Genomic DNA, 13,303 nt, shown 5'->3' on the forward strand with positions numbered 1-13,303 from the left:
TAAAGCCTAAAGCGTGAGCTTCGCGTGCGAAGACGCGGAGTTACTCGCCCTTGGCCTTCGCGATGATCTCCTCGGCGACGTTCCGCGGAACCTCGGCGTAGGAGTCGAACTGCATCGAGTAGCTTGCGCGACCCGAGGTCTTGCTGCGGAGGTCTCCGACGTAGCCGAACATCTCCGACAGCGGAACCAGGCCCTTGACGAGCTTGGCGCCGTGACGGTCCTCCATGGCCTGGATCTGGCCACGGCGGGAGTTGATGTCACCGATGACGTCACCCATGTAGTCCTCGGGGGTGGTGACCTCGACCGACATCATCGGCTCGAGAAGAGCCGGGGACGCCTTGCGAGCACCCTCCTTGAACGCCATGGAACCGGCGATCTTGAAGGCGAGTTCGGACGAGTCGACGTCGTGGTAGGCACCGTCGAGCAGCGTCACCTTGACACCGGTCAGCGGGTAGCCGGCCAGCACGCCGAACTCCATGGCCTCCTGGCAACCCGCGTCCACGGACGGGATGTACTCCCGCGGGATACGGCCACCGGTGACCTTGTTCTCGAACTCGTAGCCGTCGCCCTCGAGGGGCTCGATGGCCATCTGCACCTTCGCGAACTGGCCGGAACCACCAGTCTGCTTCTTGTGCGTGTAGTCGATACGCTCGACGGCCTTGCGGATCGTCTCGCGATACGCGACCTGCGGCTTGCCGACGTTCGCCTCGACGCGGAACTCACGGCGCATACGGTCGACCAGCACGTCGAGGTGCAGCTCGCCCATACCCGCGATGATGGTCTGGCCCGTCTCCTCGTCCGTGTGGACCTGGAAGGACGGGTCCTCCTCGGCGAGACGCTGGATGGCGACACCCAGCTTCTCCTGGTCGCCCTTGGACTTCGGCTCGATGGCGACCTGGATCACCGGGGCCGGGAAGTCCATGGACTCGAGGATGACCGGCTTGCCCGCGTCACAGAGGGTCTCACCGGTGGTGGTCTGCTTCAGACCCATGACGGCGACGATGTCACCGGCACCCACCGACTCGATCTCCTCACGCTTGTTCGCGTGCATGCGGTAGATCTTGCCGATGCGCTCCTTCTTGCCCTTCACGGAGTTCTGCACCTGGGTGCCGGTCTCCATGCGGCCCGAGTAAACCCGGACGAAGGTGAGCTTGCCGAGGTGCGGGTCGCTCATGATCTTGAAGGCAAGACCGGCGAACGGCTCGTCGTCGGAAGGCTTGCGCTTCACGACCTCGTCGGGGTTGTTGACGGCGTGGCCCTCAACAGCCTCGATGTCGAGCGGCGACGGCAGGTAGCGCACGACCGCGTCGAGCAGGGGCTGGACGCCCTTGTTCTTGAACGCGGTGCCACAGAACACCGGGGTGACGGTGACGGAGTCGGCGCTGCCACGCGAGGCCAGCGTGATGCGGCGGATGGCCGCCATCAGCTGCTCCTCGGTGGGCTCCTGGCCCTCGAGGAAGAGCTCCATCATGGCGTCGTCGTGCTCGGCGACACCCTCGAGGAGCTTGCCGCGCCATTCCTCGGCGGCCTCGGTGTGCGTGGCCGGGATGTCGACGACGTCGTACATCTCGCCCTTGGCGGCCTCGGCGGACCAGACCAGAGCCTTCATCTGGACGAGGTCGACCACGCCCTTGAAGTCGGCTTCGGCACCGATCGGCAGCTGCATGACCAGCGGCACCGCACCGAGGCGGTCGACGATCATGTCGACGCAGCGGTGGAACTCGGCGCCGGTGCGGTCGAGCTTGTTGACGAAGCAGATACGCGGCACGCCGTAGCGGTCCGCCTGACGCCAAACGGTCTCGGACTGCGGCTCAACACCGGCGACGCCGTCGAACACCGTCACGGCACCGTCGAGGACGCGCAGCGAACGCTCCACCTCGACGGTGAAGTCGACGTGGCCCGGCGTGTCGATGATGTTGATCGTGTGGTCGACGTCGTTCAGCGGCCAGTGGCAGGTCGTCGCGGCAGACGTGATCGTGATGCCGCGCTCCTGCTCCTGCTCCATCCAGTCCATCGTGGCAGCGCCGTCGTGGACTTCACCGATCTTGTACGAGACACCGGTGTAGAACAGGATCCGCTCGGTGGTGGTCGTCTTGCCCGCGTCGATGTGGGCCATGATCCCGATGTTGCGGACCTTGGCCAGGTCAAGCGAAGTGGTGGCCATATGGCTCAGTCTTCTCTCGGTCTCGATGTGGGTAGCGACTACCAGCGGTAGTGCGCGAAGGCCTTGTTGGACTCGGCCATCTTGTGCGTGTCCTCACGCTTCTTGACCGAAGCGCCGAGACCGTTGGAGGCGTCCAGGAGCTCGTTCATGAGGCGCTCGGTCATGGTCTTCTCGCGACGGGCGCGGGAGTAACCGACGAGCCAGCGCAGCGCCAGGGTGGAGGCGCGGCCCGGACGGACCTCGACCGGCACCTGGTAGGTGGCGCCACCGACACGGCGGGACTTGACCTCGAGGGCCGGCTTCACGTTCTCAAGCGCGCGCTTGAGGGTGATGACCGGGTCGTTGCCGGTCTTCTCGCGCAGGCCTTCCATGGCGCCGTACACAATGCGCTCGGCGGTGGAACGCTTGCCGTTCAACAGGATCTTGTTGATCAGCGAGGTGACAAGAGGAGAGCTGTAGACCGGGTCGATGATGACCGGGCGCTTCGGGGCGGGGCCCTTACGAGGCATTCTTACTTCTCCTTCTTGGCGCCGTAGCGGCTGCGAGCCTGCTTGCGGTTCTTGACGCCCTGGGTGTCGAGCGAGCCACGGATGATCTTGTAGCGAACGCCCGGCAGGTCCTTCACACGACCGCCACGCACGAGCACGATGGAGTGCTCCTGGAGGTTGTGGCCCTCACCCGGAATGTAAGCGGTGACCTCGATGCCGCTGGTCAGACGCACACGCGCGACCTTACGGAGCGCCGAGTTCGGCTTCTTCGGGGTGGTCGTGAAAACACGCGTGCAGACGCCACGACGCTGGGGCGAACCCTCGAGTGCGGGCGTCTTGTTCTTCTCGACCTTGTCCTGCCGGCCCTTTCGGACCAGCTGCTGGATCGTAGGCACCGTTTCTCCGGTTTCTGTGTGCCGATCACGATAAAACTAACCTGGGGTTTCGCCGACCCACGCGGTCGGGTGTGTCGAAGGCTGCAGACCCCCGCCGGACGACGGGTTGGTGCAGATTTCGGCGTCTCTGACCGCTACGGTCTGGGCCCCTCGTACGGTCAAAAGGCACGCACGAGAGCCCAGGGACACCCCAGGCACAAGGTCAGAGCGTACCTACCGCATGGGCTGCGGTCAAAACAAATGCACACGCGGAGGACACCCTGATGTGCAGCGTATGTCGCCGATCAGGGAGCCCGCGCGGCTCGGGTCCACCGCACCCCACCGTACCGCTGCCGCCCAGGCGCCCCAAGGGTCCCGGCCAGGTCCCGGCCGATCGTGACCGGAGGTACCGGGTCCGCTCCGGGGCCGCGCGCCGCCCGGACGGCGGGCCGGGGACCGCGCCGGCCGGGCGGGCACGCGACACGGCTCACAGCGGTGCGCGCCGGGCGGCCGGCGGCGCCCACGGGTGATGCGACGGGTGACACACGGGGATGGTCACGCGAGGCGGCACCATACGGCGGATTGAATCACCCTGAATCAGTCAATCGTGACAAACGACTACGCCCAACGGCTGACGTGGCCGGTCGGGGCCGACCCGACTGGCCTGGCCGACGCGGCCGACCTGGCTCACTCCTTTGACCGGGGCCGGGAGCGACGCTCAGCGACTGGCCGAGACGCCCCGCTGGACGCCGCCACTCTGCGCGTCGGCCGGGCGGACCCCGCCCACCGCGATGATCATTTCGGTCATCTCGACGAACTGCCGCCGGTGACTGTCGGGGATGCCGAGCAGGTCGGCCGCCTCGGCGGGCGTCACCCGTCCGGCGCCGTGGCCCGAGGCCGCCGCGCCGCTCCGGCCGGCGCCGGGCAGCGGCAGATCGTCCGCCGTCACCCTGCCGGACTCGATCAGCATGTCGCGCAGCCCCACGCCGAGCACGCGCGCCAGCGCGCGCATCGTCTCCAGGTCCGGCAGGCTCTGCCGCTGCAGCAGCCGCGTCACCGCGGCCCGATGCACGCCGGCGTCCTCCGCCAGCCGGGACCTGCCGCCGCCCCGCGGGCTGTCGATGTCGTATCCGCGCTCACGCATCAGACCCTCGACCCAGCTCGCGAAACGCTCCATATCCGAGCCTTTTTCGCCCATAACACGCTCTCCCTCCGCAACAACAGACCCTACCGTCCGATCGCGCGCGCAATAACCAGAATGCGGTGCGAGCGCGCAACCCGCTACCCCGCGGTGCACTTTTCTGGCCAGTTGACTAGTAAATGCCCCTCCGAAGCCGTGGCAAGCAGCACATCCTGATCGTTTGTTGCGCTCTCGCACGCAAGCTCGGTAACGTTGATTGCGCAACCGCAACAAGGGTCACGGGGGCCTCCGCAACCCCTCCATGCCCTGAGAGGGACCACCTGCCATGCCCGCATCCGCGCTCGTCCACACCACCTTCCACGGGGACGCCTACCCCGCCGCCGCCCGCCCGGCCGACTGGCGCACCCACGCCGCCTGCGCCGGCCTCCCGGACGAGACGGTCTTCGCCCGCCGCCCCAAACCCGCCCTCCCCGCCCTGCGCGCCTGCGCCATCTGCCCCGTACGCCGCCGCTGCCTGGAGACCGTCGCCCCGGCGGAGAGCTGGTTCGACGGGGTGAGCGGGGGGCGCCTGTGGCGCAACGGCAGGGAGGTGAGGATCCCGGCGGACCTGGACCCGGAGCGGGACCTCGCCGATCCGGAGTAGCACCTCGCCGCAGCCCGCCCGTAGGAATGACTCACAGGGAGCAGCCATGCCCGATCAGCCCAACCGGCCCCACCGTCCCGACCGTTCCGACCGTCCCGACCCGGCGGGGGTATGGCTGGGCATCCTGCTCCGCCAGTTCCCCGAGCTGAGCCAGGAGCTCGCCCCCAGCCGCACCGCCCGCCCCTCCCTCACCGGTGGTGGCGGCCGGGGCGGGAGGCCGACGGCCCCCGGTGCCCCCATCCGCCTGTTCATCTCGGACACCATCCGCGACATCACCGACGGAGTGGTGGAGCTGGAGGAGGCGGTCTGCGAGAAGCTGCGGGTCCCGCGCCCGCAGCGCGGCACGGTGGAACAGCGGCTGACCCGGCTGCTGGGCCTGCTGGACCGCGTCTCGGCCCAGCCGGTGCTCGCCGAACACGTACGGGGCGAGGCCCGCCGCATGGCCCGCCGCTGCTCCCTGGCCCTGGGCGACGCCGAGACCCCGGTCCGCGTCAGCGGCCGCTGTCTGCACTGCGACTCCGTCTCCCTGCGCGTCTTCCCCCACCGCGAGACGGTCCTGTGCGTCAACCCCGGCTGCCGCTGCGCCGACCCGGTCTGCACCTGCCGCACGGACGCCCGCCACCGGCACTCCTGGGTCCGCGCGGAGTGGCAACAGCTCGCGGAGGCGACGGACGGCGACCTGGCGGAGCTGACAGCGGCCCAGGACGGCGCCGAGGACGAGGACACGAGCACGGAGGGTTCCCGATGACGACAGCGCCCATGTACGTACCGGCGTCCGCTCTGGTGACGACGGCGATGGCGGCGGAAGAGGCGGCGGTGGTCCCGGACACCATCCGCAAGTGGGTCCAGCTCAAACACCTGACCCCGGCGGGCCGCCGGGGCCGTACCCATCTGTTCCGCCTGGAGGACGTCTTCGCGGCGGAGCGCGCGACGCGCAGGGCGCACGAGCGCCGCGCGCGGGCGTGATCCCTGTCCCCTATATACGCAGGGCGTCTATATAAAGGAGCGCCCCGCAGCCGAGAAGGCTGCGGGGCGCTCCTTGCGTACGGCCGTCCCTAACGGACCCGGGGCGGCGAAGAATCGTTCCCGCTGGGGTTACCACCGGAGGAGCCGCCCCCACCCATGGAGCCCCACGAGGCCATCCGCACCACCTGAGCACCCGCCGAGGCGTCCTCCCCCACAGCCTCGATGGCTTCCTGCCACCCACTGACAAACCCACTGAGCTCGGCGGCATCGACGGCCCTGTCGGCCACCTTGCCGACGACGGCGGCCAGCGCCTGGGCGACCTCACCGGTGAAGACTCCGGCGGACCCGGACTCGGCGGCCACCTCCACGGTGGCGGCCACGACCTCCGCGAGCCGCTCGCTGTGGACACTCACCGCGTGACCCCTCCGCACCCCACGACCGACTCGCTCATGCCACCCCCAGGTGCTATTGGCCGACTCATATGCCCCTCCGTGACGCCTCCAGTGCATCTGTCGTGAGATACCCGGGAGTGTGCGCGATCGCCCATTAATCTAACCCGCTGGTCTGACACTCCGTCCCCTCAGGGGGACAGTCCGCGACATCGCCCGCCCGACTTCTCCCGAACATGAGATCGTTTCATGCGTGCAGGGGGCACGCATGGGGGGTGGGGAGAGGGTATGTGGGGACGACGGCGCAACGCGGAAGCCCGGCTGCTGACGGAAGCCGGGGAGACGCTGGCGTATGTGATGCAGGTGGCGGAAGATGCCCACGAACTGCTGCGGGGCGCGCGCGTCCGGCTCGAGGATGCCCACAACCAGGTCTCGGCGACGCTCGGCTTCGGCGACGGGCTGCCGGTGAACACGGTGCGCACCCAGCTGGCACAGAGCCAGGCCACGTGGGACAGCGTGGACTCGATGATCGCCACGTACGAGGACATGCGCGCCACGTGGTGCGACTTGGCAGACGCCGACTTCGAGGCGATCAAGTCTGCCGCCGAGTTCTTCACGGAGTACAGCCAGAACTGCGCCTCCGTGGTGCCGGACCTGGAGGGCGCCACCGACTCCTTCATCGGCCTACGGGACACGCTTCTGGGGTTGCGCGACAAGGTGGCCCCGATCAGGACACGCGTCCACGCGGCGATGGCGGCAGCCGCCGACGAACTCGCCTGGGCCGGCCCGGCCGCCCAGGGCCGCTTCGCACTGGAGGCGAGGCTCAACGCGGTCGGCGACCGCCTGCGCGCCTTGGACGCGGGCCACATAGAGGTCGAGGCCGACCGCAAGGTCACCGACTGGTACCGCGACGTGGAGAGGGAGATCGCGGAGATCCGCGACGCCGTGCCGCGGTCGGCGTACTGAGCATGCGCCACGGCAGGACAGTAGGCGAACGCCAACAGAAGGGACCGACGTTGGAAGACCTCGCCTCGTACAAGGGCTGGCGGAACCGCGAAGTCGAGATACCGCGAACCCCGGGGGCGCCGACGCTTCTGGAAGTGCGCTCGATGGGCTGGTCCAGCACGTTCATGGCGCACGGAGTCGTGAACACTCCGGAACGCGGGGTGCGCGGTCCCGTAGCAGCGCTGGCGATAGGGAGGAGGCCACAGCGCCTTCTCCTCGGGCGGAAGTACACCCACGTACACATTGAACGCCTCTCGTCCTCGAGCAGTGGCGGGGGATTCGCTCGCTGGCGACTACGTGTGCTGCCGCTCGAAGCCGCTCGGGAGGTCTCCGGAATCGTCCGCGGCCGCACGAACGACGTCCTGCGGTGTCCGGCAGGGCTACGAACCGTCGACTTCGCATTTGATCGGAAGACCGCCGGCGGTTCGGAGATCATCCACATGGCGCCGGACGGAAGGACCGTCACCAGGGTCATGGAGTTCGGAACGTTCCGAGGGAAAATCAAGATCCCCGGCCCTGGATACCTGCGCATCGAATCACTGGGCCCGTGGGAAGTCTCGGTGTGAGGCTCGGCTTGCTTCTGCCACGCCTGCCTCACACGTCCGGCCGGGGTGACGTCTGCATACCCGGCCAACGTGCGCCTTCTCCGAGCCGGTTCACCGTCTTTGGCGCACGCCGCTCCTCGCCACTTCCCGTCCCGCCAGGAAGGCATTCCACGCCACCGCTCCGAAGACAAGGACGGGCCCGCACGGGTTCTTCGAGTCCCGGACACCGATCACGCCCGGGGCGTGAGCAACCTCGACGCAGTTGGAGTCGGTCCCGCTGTAAGTGCTCTTGAACCAAAGAGCGCACCTCAGATCAACGGCAGGTATCACGGCTGGTCAGTCTCCTAAGTCTCGGTAGTCGTAGAGGGCGCGGCGCAACAGATCCCTCGACTGCGAAGGGCTGGCGGCAGCAGCCCTGATGTGATTGAAGGCAAACTTGTACCGGCTCACCTGTTGCTCGGTCTCCAAGTAGAGCGAGCTGGTCATGGCCTCGACGAGGATCACCTCCTGCTCATCCTGCTCAGGCATCGACAGGACGGTGAAAGCTCCATCCACCCCAGGATGTGCCCCAGCGGTGAACGGCAGAACCTGCAGCGTCACATTGGGCTTGTCGGACACCTCCAGCAGCGCCTTGATCTGATGGCGCATGGTTGCCGGCCCACCTACTTGGTTGCGCAGGGCCGCCTCCCCGACGACTGCCCACAACAGGGGTGGCGCTTCGCCGGACAGAATGCTCTGCCTCTCCATCCGGAGCCGGACCCGCATGGAGATCTGCTCCGGAGTGTCGTCAGGGCGGCCCCCGTTCATGAGCGCCTGGACGTAGTCCTCCGTCTGGAGCAGGCCAGGTACGAGGATCGGCTGGAAGTCCTTGATGTGCGAGGCTGCCGCTTCCAAGCTGACGTACTCGGCGGCCGCAGTCGACAGAACGTCGGAGTACTGCTGCCACCAGCCGCGTTTCTTGCCCTCCTTCGCGAGCGCGGTGAGGGCTTCCCGCACCCGGCTGTCACCGACCTCGTACAAGTCGAGCATCGTTCGCAGGTCGAGGATCCGTACCCCGCTACGGCCGTTCTCGATGCGGCCGACCTTCGAGGCGTGGCAGGTCAGTTGCTCGCCCACCTGCTCTGCGGTCAGACCTGCCTGCTCGCGGAGCCTTCGCAATTCCGCACCGAGACGTCGGCGCCGAACCGTTGGACTGTGGTCTGCGGGCACACCGCACCTCCTCTTGTAGGCGCCACAGTCTGGCCCCGGCATCGACCCGGAAACCAGCCTCCTCACCCGTAGGGGTGACTTCTCAAGTGCAGGTTGCACTTTAGGTTCGGCGCCTGCCAGCGTGAGCCTTGCACCGCTCACAGAGCGTGCCTATTCGGCTACCGGAAGCGCACCGACATGCCCGCATGACGGCATTGACACCGGCCGAGCCGACACAACCTCACCGCAGGAGGCCGACATGCTGCCGCGTCCCGCCGTACCCGCGATCGCGCCGTTCGAGTACTGCTTGCAGATTCCCCACGACCCCCGCGCGGTCGGCGTCGCGAGAGCGTCGCTTCGCTCGACACTCTCGGCCCACGAACTGCCCGAACTCATCGACCGGGCCGAGCTGCTGGTCAGCGAGCTGCTGACGAACGCCATCGTGCACACATACGGCCCTGCGGACCTGCGTCTGACCTGGGCGCGGGAGACCCTGCGCATGACCGTGTGGGACACGAGCCCGAAGCCACCGAACGCGCTACCGGCTCTCGAGAACCACGAAAGTGGACGAGGTCTGGCCCTCGTCCGCTCGCTCGCCGACAGGTGGGACTACTTCCCGCTGGACAACGGCCCCTTCGGCGTCAAGGCGAAGGCGGTCTGGTGTGAGATCGGCAGGCGAGCGCCGGCCGCTTGGGCCGAAGAGCCAGCGCAGCGGATGCGGCAGAGGCCCAACAGGGCCAGCACAGTCGCGACTTCACGTGGGCAGTCACCTCATTGAGGTGCGCTCGATGGGCTGGTACAGCCATTTCAGGCTGGTCGCATACCGTGTGAAGCGGCAAGGGTGGGAAGCTCGGCGGCCGGAGGGCGGACAGCGTGAGCAACAGCGGGTGGATCAGCAGCTCGATGCCGTATCTGACGCCGCGCGGCACCGGCGGAGGCGACGCCTGGAGGGCCGAAGCCGCAGCTCAGGGCCGACGCGGGAGCCAGCGCATCGTCCACGCCGGGGAGGTGGCGGCACCACCGGATGTCGCCGAGTTGCTCGGACTGCCCGACGGGGATCCCGTCGTCGTACGCCGCCGGATCATGTTTCTCGACGACCGGCCGAACGAGCTGACGGACACTTACTACCCGGCCGACATCGCCCGCGGCACTCGTCTCGCGCAGACGGCCAAGATTCCCGGCGGAGCAATCACCCTGCTCGCCGAACTCGGGTACGTGGGTGCGACGGTCCGCGAGGACGTGATCGCCGGGATGCCGAGCGACGAAGAGCGGGAACTGCTCCAGACAGCGGGGGACGAACCGGTTCTGCGTCTGACGCGGCTCACGCTCGACAGCCTGCAGCGGCCGTTTCAGGTCGACATGATGACCATGCCCGCACATCGTCAGCGACTGCGTTACGAGATCACGATCTGCCGACCAGGCCCAAGGACGCCGTTCTCCACTCAGGTCTCGCCGCCCCGGCGGCGAGACCACCGAGCTCTGGGCTCAGCTCATCTGTGACTTCACGTGGTCGATCACCTCGTTGAACTTCTGCGTCGGCGAGAAGTCCACGAACTCGCAGTCCTCAAGCGCCTCCGGCGCATGACCGGCCGCCCAGTAGAAGGCCTGGCCCGCCTCGTAGATCTCGTCCCCGTGCTTCGTCTTCAGCTTTAGACGTCCCTTGAACATGTAGCCCCAGTGGGGGCACTGGCAGAGGTCGTCCGGCAGGCCCTTCAGGGCCGGTGCCATGTCCGTTCCCTTGGGGAACCGGATGAACGCGGCACCCATGTCACCGCCCAGATCCTGCATACGCAGTTCCACGCCGTCGCCTGCAAAGCCGACAGGGGCGTCTTCGCGTGTTGTCGACGTCATCGCTCCTCCCTTCCCGGCCCTGAGGGGCCCGAGAAGCCTTCCTTCTTCCAGTCTGATCCTGACGGCGGGGCCACGCGAGATCTGGGGCGCACCGCCGACCGCCCGGTCTTGGGGGGTTTGCAGGGTTACGGCCCGCCGCAGAAGGCATCGAAATCGCTTCAGCGCAGGTCAGGCCTGTGCAGATCGGAATCCGGTCTGCATAATCGCTGCCATTCGACGGAGGGACGACGGTGACGGCACAGCGCTGCCCCGACTGCGGTACGGAGCGGGACGCGGACGGCGGCTCCGGCTGCGGGTGCGCGCTGCGCGCGGGCACGAACGCGGGCGCGGACGCCGTGACCGGGGGCTTCGATCCGTTGCGGATCCGGCCGTACGTCGCCCAGCCGGAGGCCGGGCCGTACGGGGACGGTCCTCGCACGGCGCCCGTCGCCACGGCAGTGAGCGTCACAACGGACCACGAGGTCGGCGCCGCCCCGGAGGACCTGGGCCTGTTCGCCCACCCCGCCCCCGGCGAGAACGGGCCGCAGCGCGTCGACAGCCCGCGCGGACGGCGACGGGGCCGGAAGCGCCCCCTGGCCGCCGTGGTCGGGGCGACGGTGGCGGTGGTCGCCGTCTGCGGCGGCCTGCTCGCCGCCGGCCTACTCGGTGGCGATGACGAACGCGATCAGGCACGGCCGAACGACCTTGCGGGCGGCCCCACGGCGACCGCCTCCACCGGGGACGCCACCGACGACCCGACGCCGTCGGGCTCGGCCTCCCGGGCAACCACGAAGGCATCGCCTTCCGCGTCGCCGTCGCCGGGCAAAAGCGCCGACGCGAGGTCGAGCGCGTCACCCTCGGCCTCGGGAGCCCACCCGGCCTCGGCGCGGACGCCCGTTCGTGTCGACGCCTCAAGCGGCGGCTCGACACCGCCGGGTGCCACGGCCCGCACTGCCCCGCCGGCGGACAACACGGCAGCCACGCTGAAACAAGGCATGCGGGGCTCGGAAGTCCTGGAGATGCAGCAGCGGCTGAACGAGGAGGGCGGCTGGCTCCTGGCTCCGGATGTCGTCCGGGAGGACGGCCACTACAGCGGCGAGGACCGCCACGCCGTGGCGGACTTCCAGCGGGACAACGGCATCGAGGGCGACCCTTCGGGCGTCTACGGTCCGAACACGCGCCGCGCGCTGGAAGCAATGACCAGCGACCCGTAGCCGTGCCCCACGGCACCCATGATTGCGAGCTCGAAACTTCTAGTTGCGCGCCCGCACGATCTCGTTCACAATAAGTGCAGCGGCGGAGCTGCGCCCACAACAGGGCGGCGGCTACCGCCGCTTCGCGTGGGGCGGCCGGAACGTACGGGCCGCATACGGCAGCCCGCTCTCCCTACCGCAACCGCTCGCCACCGCGCCGCGCCGCACGCGCCGGCCGCCCCACGCACCCGCCGCCCGCACGAAAGGAGACCGCATGTGAATGAGGCCCTGCTCTCGTTCCCCGATGTGGAGCGCCTCATCGTCGAGAACCTGAAGTACCGGCCGGAACTGGCCGGGGTGGTTGTCGACAACCGTCCGCCCAACGGCTTCGACGGTACGCAGAAGGTGGTGCTGGTCTCCCGGACCGGCGGCGCCTGGGTCGACGATCTCCATCTCGACCAGCCCCTCGTCGAGTTGGAGGTCTACGGACCGGACAAGACGACGGCACACACCGTGTCGCTGTCCGTCCGCGCCGCACTCCTCCAGCTCCGCGGCACCGTCTACGGGACCGCGGTCGTCACCGACGTCGTCGAGACCGAGGCCGTGCGCTGGCTGCCGGACTACAACCGGCCCGCCGGCAATCGCTACCTCACCACGGTGCGGTTCTCACTCCGCCCGGCGTAAGTCCGGACGGCACCCGCACGCTCTTCCCCAGGCCTCGCCCCTACCGGCGGGGCCTTTGTCATACCCCGCACCACCTCACACATCACTCTCATCAAGGAGAACCCCATGCCCGGTATGAACCCGAGCGAGATCCGCGTTGCCGGCACCGGCCGCATCCTCGTCGCCAAGGTCGGCACGTCCGCTCCGGCCGACACCGACACCGCGTGGAGCGACGCCTGGCACGACCTCGGCTACACCAGCACCGACGGTGTGAAGTTCGGCCGCAAGGGCAAGACCGCCAACATCGACACCTGGCAGTCCCTGACCCCGGCCCGCACGATCTACACCGAGCGCGAGCTGACCCTGAAGTTCGGCATGCTCCAGCTCAACGAGGACACGCTGCCGTTCTTCTTCGGCGGTGGCAAGGTCGCCGAGACGGCCCCGAACTCGAAGATCTACAAGTACGAGATCCAGAGCGACCAGGGTGAGGACGAGCGCGCGCTCGGCCTTGAGTTCACCGACGGCACCGACGTCCGTTACCGCTTCGTCGTCCCGCGCGGCCTGGTCACCGTCAGCGATGACATGGACCTCAACCGCAAGGGCGCGGTGAAGCTGGGTGTCACCTTCACGGCGATGGCCAGCAGCTACGGTGCGCCGCTGGCGACTTGGCTGATGAAGGACTCGGCGTACTCGGCCGTGTAAGGCCGAAGCCGG

General features: G+C 68.4%; 18 protein-coding genes. 10 read left to right on the forward strand and 8 right to left on the reverse strand.

All coding sequences use genetic code 11. The features are described from left to right. Window positions 1-40: 40 nt before the first annotated feature. The 4 genes from fusA to AB8O64_RS16115 form a co-directional block, all read right to left on the reverse strand. Window positions 41-2,164: an elongation factor G gene (gene fusA / locus AB8O64_RS16100; RefSeq protein WP_130878979.1), complete on the reverse strand. Its 2,124-nt coding sequence runs from the start codon at window positions 2,162-2,164 to the stop codon at window positions 41-43. A gap of 38 nt (window positions 2,165-2,202) precedes the next feature. Beyond that, on the reverse strand, window positions 2,203-2,673 hold the full coding sequence (gene rpsG / locus AB8O64_RS16105; RefSeq protein WP_130878978.1) for a 30S ribosomal protein S7: 471 nt from the start codon (window positions 2,671-2,673) through the stop codon (window positions 2,203-2,205). Between the two features lie 2 nt (window positions 2,674-2,675). Beyond that, window positions 2,676-3,047 carry a 30S ribosomal protein S12 gene (gene rpsL, locus AB8O64_RS16110; RefSeq protein ID WP_003948652.1) on the reverse strand — a complete coding sequence of 124 codons (372 nt, stop codon included), beginning with the start codon at window positions 3,045-3,047 and terminating at the stop codon, window positions 2,676-2,678. Window positions 3,048-3,744: 697 nt separating this feature from the next. Next, window positions 3,745-4,203, reverse strand: coding sequence for a helix-turn-helix domain-containing protein (locus AB8O64_RS16115; protein ID WP_370419770.1), 459 nt, complete (start codon window positions 4,201-4,203; stop codon window positions 3,745-3,747). Between the two features lie 289 nt (window positions 4,204-4,492). On the opposite strand from AB8O64_RS16115, the gene AB8O64_RS16120 reads away from it, so the two are divergent. The 3 genes from AB8O64_RS16120 to AB8O64_RS16130 are packed head-to-tail and all read left to right on the forward strand — an operon-like array spanning window position 4,493 to window position 5,776. After that, the gene (locus AB8O64_RS16120) at window positions 4,493-4,810 is read left to right on the forward strand and encodes a WhiB family transcriptional regulator (protein ID WP_366683807.1); all 318 of its coding nucleotides are present in this window, start codon (window positions 4,493-4,495) and stop codon (window positions 4,808-4,810) included. A gap of 46 nt (window positions 4,811-4,856) precedes the next feature. Then, window positions 4,857-5,558: a hypothetical protein gene (locus tag AB8O64_RS16125; protein ID WP_370419771.1), complete on the forward strand. Its 702-nt coding sequence runs from the start codon at window positions 4,857-4,859 to the stop codon at window positions 5,556-5,558. Continuing rightward, window positions 5,555-5,776 (forward strand): hypothetical protein, encoded by a 222-nt coding sequence (locus AB8O64_RS16130; protein WP_242626155.1) that lies wholly within the window; start codon window positions 5,555-5,557, stop codon window positions 5,774-5,776. Before AB8O64_RS16125 ends, AB8O64_RS16130 begins: the two co-directional genes overlap by 4 nt. 89 nt (window positions 5,777-5,865) lie before the next feature. Here AB8O64_RS16130 and AB8O64_RS16135 read toward each other — a convergent pair whose 3' ends face one another. Continuing rightward, on the reverse strand, window positions 5,866-6,189 hold the full coding sequence (locus AB8O64_RS16135; RefSeq protein WP_370419772.1) for a hypothetical protein: 324 nt from the start codon (window positions 6,187-6,189) through the stop codon (window positions 5,866-5,868). Between the two features lie 264 nt (window positions 6,190-6,453). On the opposite strand from AB8O64_RS16135, the gene AB8O64_RS16140 reads away from it, so the two are divergent. Then, window positions 6,454-7,131 (forward strand): hypothetical protein, encoded by a 678-nt coding sequence (locus AB8O64_RS16140; RefSeq protein WP_370419773.1) that lies wholly within the window; start codon window positions 6,454-6,456, stop codon window positions 7,129-7,131. A gap of 50 nt (window positions 7,132-7,181) precedes the next feature. After that, complete coding sequence (locus AB8O64_RS16145; RefSeq protein ID WP_370419774.1) at window positions 7,182-7,736, forward strand: hypothetical protein; 555 nt, start codon at window positions 7,182-7,184, stop codon at window positions 7,734-7,736. 90 nt (window positions 7,737-7,826) lie between these two features. On the opposite strand, the gene AB8O64_RS16150 is transcribed toward AB8O64_RS16145, so the two are convergent. Beyond that, on the reverse strand, window positions 7,827-8,045 hold the full coding sequence (locus AB8O64_RS16150) for a DUF397 domain-containing protein (RefSeq protein ID WP_370419775.1): 219 nt from the start codon (window positions 8,043-8,045) through the stop codon (window positions 7,827-7,829). A 6-nt stretch (window positions 8,046-8,051) separates the two neighbouring features. After that, on the reverse strand, window positions 8,052-8,924 hold the full coding sequence (locus tag AB8O64_RS16155) for a helix-turn-helix domain-containing protein (RefSeq protein ID WP_370419776.1): 873 nt from the start codon (window positions 8,922-8,924) through the stop codon (window positions 8,052-8,054). Window positions 8,925-9,162: 238 nt separating this feature from the next. Here AB8O64_RS16155 and AB8O64_RS16160 point away from each other — a divergent pair, with 238 nt between their 5' ends. Continuing rightward, entirely contained in the window at window positions 9,163-9,681 is a 519-nt protein-coding gene (locus AB8O64_RS16160; RefSeq protein ID WP_370419777.1) for an ATP-binding protein, read from the forward strand. 95 nt (window positions 9,682-9,776) lie between these two features. After that, window positions 9,777-10,403 carry a GntR family transcriptional regulator gene (locus AB8O64_RS16165; protein ID WP_370419778.1) on the forward strand — a complete coding sequence of 209 codons (627 nt, stop codon included), beginning with the start codon at window positions 9,777-9,779 and terminating at the stop codon, window positions 10,401-10,403. Here AB8O64_RS16165 and AB8O64_RS16170 read toward each other — a convergent pair. Beyond that, the gene (locus tag AB8O64_RS16170) at window positions 10,389-10,754 is read right to left on the reverse strand and encodes a hypothetical protein (RefSeq protein ID WP_366683813.1); all 366 of its coding nucleotides are present in this window, start codon (window positions 10,752-10,754) and stop codon (window positions 10,389-10,391) included. The genes AB8O64_RS16165 and AB8O64_RS16170 overlap by 15 nt on opposite strands. Window positions 10,755-10,984: 230 nt before the next feature. Here AB8O64_RS16170 and AB8O64_RS16175 point away from each other — a divergent pair, with 230 nt between their 5' ends. The 3 genes from AB8O64_RS16175 to AB8O64_RS16185 all read left to right on the forward strand — a co-directional run bounded on the left by AB8O64_RS16175 (window position 10,985) and on the right by AB8O64_RS16185 (window position 13,291). Next, a complete protein-coding gene (locus AB8O64_RS16175) occupies window positions 10,985-11,947 on the forward strand; it encodes a peptidoglycan-binding protein (RefSeq protein WP_370419779.1) in 963 nt (320 codons plus the stop codon). 255 nt (window positions 11,948-12,202) lie between these two features. After that, the gene (locus AB8O64_RS16180; RefSeq protein WP_130878969.1) at window positions 12,203-12,610 is read left to right on the forward strand and encodes a hypothetical protein; all 408 of its coding nucleotides are present in this window, start codon (window positions 12,203-12,205) and stop codon (window positions 12,608-12,610) included. 105 nt (window positions 12,611-12,715) lie between these two features. Next, window positions 12,716-13,291: a phage tail protein gene (locus tag AB8O64_RS16185; protein ID WP_184733886.1), complete on the forward strand. Its 576-nt coding sequence runs from the start codon at window positions 12,716-12,718 to the stop codon at window positions 13,289-13,291. The last annotated feature ends 12 nt before the right edge of the window (window positions 13,292-13,303 follow it).

Origin of the sequence: Streptomyces sp. QH1-20, assembly GCF_041283565.1 — a bacterium.
GTDB lineage: Bacteria > Actinomycetota > Actinomycetes > Streptomycetales > Streptomycetaceae > Streptomyces > Streptomyces syringius.

What these genes read in the sequence shown, in the direction of transcription:
- fusA (WP_130878979.1), bottom strand. Translation starts at nt 2,164, where the DNA reads ATGGCCACCACTTCGCTTGACCTGGCCAAGGTCCGCAACATCGGGATC.
- rpsG (WP_130878978.1), bottom strand. Translation starts at nt 2,673, where the DNA reads ATGCCTCGTAAGGGCCCCGCCCCGAAGCGCCCGGTCATCATCGACCCG.
- AB8O64_RS16115 (WP_370419770.1), bottom strand. Translation starts at nt 4,203, where the DNA reads ATGGAGCGTTTCGCGAGCTGGGTCGAGGGTCTGATGCGTGAGCGCGGA.
- AB8O64_RS16120 (WP_366683807.1), top strand. Translation starts at nt 4,493, where the DNA reads ATGCCCGCATCCGCGCTCGTCCACACCACCTTCCACGGGGACGCCTAC.
- AB8O64_RS16125 (WP_370419771.1), top strand. Translation starts at nt 4,857, where the DNA reads ATGCCCGATCAGCCCAACCGGCCCCACCGTCCCGACCGTTCCGACCGT.
- AB8O64_RS16130 (WP_242626155.1), top strand. Translation starts at nt 5,555, where the DNA reads ATGACGACAGCGCCCATGTACGTACCGGCGTCCGCTCTGGTGACGACG.
- AB8O64_RS16140 (WP_370419773.1), top strand. Translation starts at nt 6,454, where the DNA reads ATGTGGGGACGACGGCGCAACGCGGAAGCCCGGCTGCTGACGGAAGCC.
- AB8O64_RS16160 (WP_370419777.1), top strand. Translation starts at nt 9,163, where the DNA reads ATGCTGCCGCGTCCCGCCGTACCCGCGATCGCGCCGTTCGAGTACTGC.
- AB8O64_RS16170 (WP_366683813.1), bottom strand. Translation starts at nt 10,754, where the DNA reads ATGACGTCGACAACACGCGAAGACGCCCCTGTCGGCTTTGCAGGCGAC.
- AB8O64_RS16185 (WP_184733886.1), top strand. Translation starts at nt 12,716, where the DNA reads ATGCCCGGTATGAACCCGAGCGAGATCCGCGTTGCCGGCACCGGCCGC.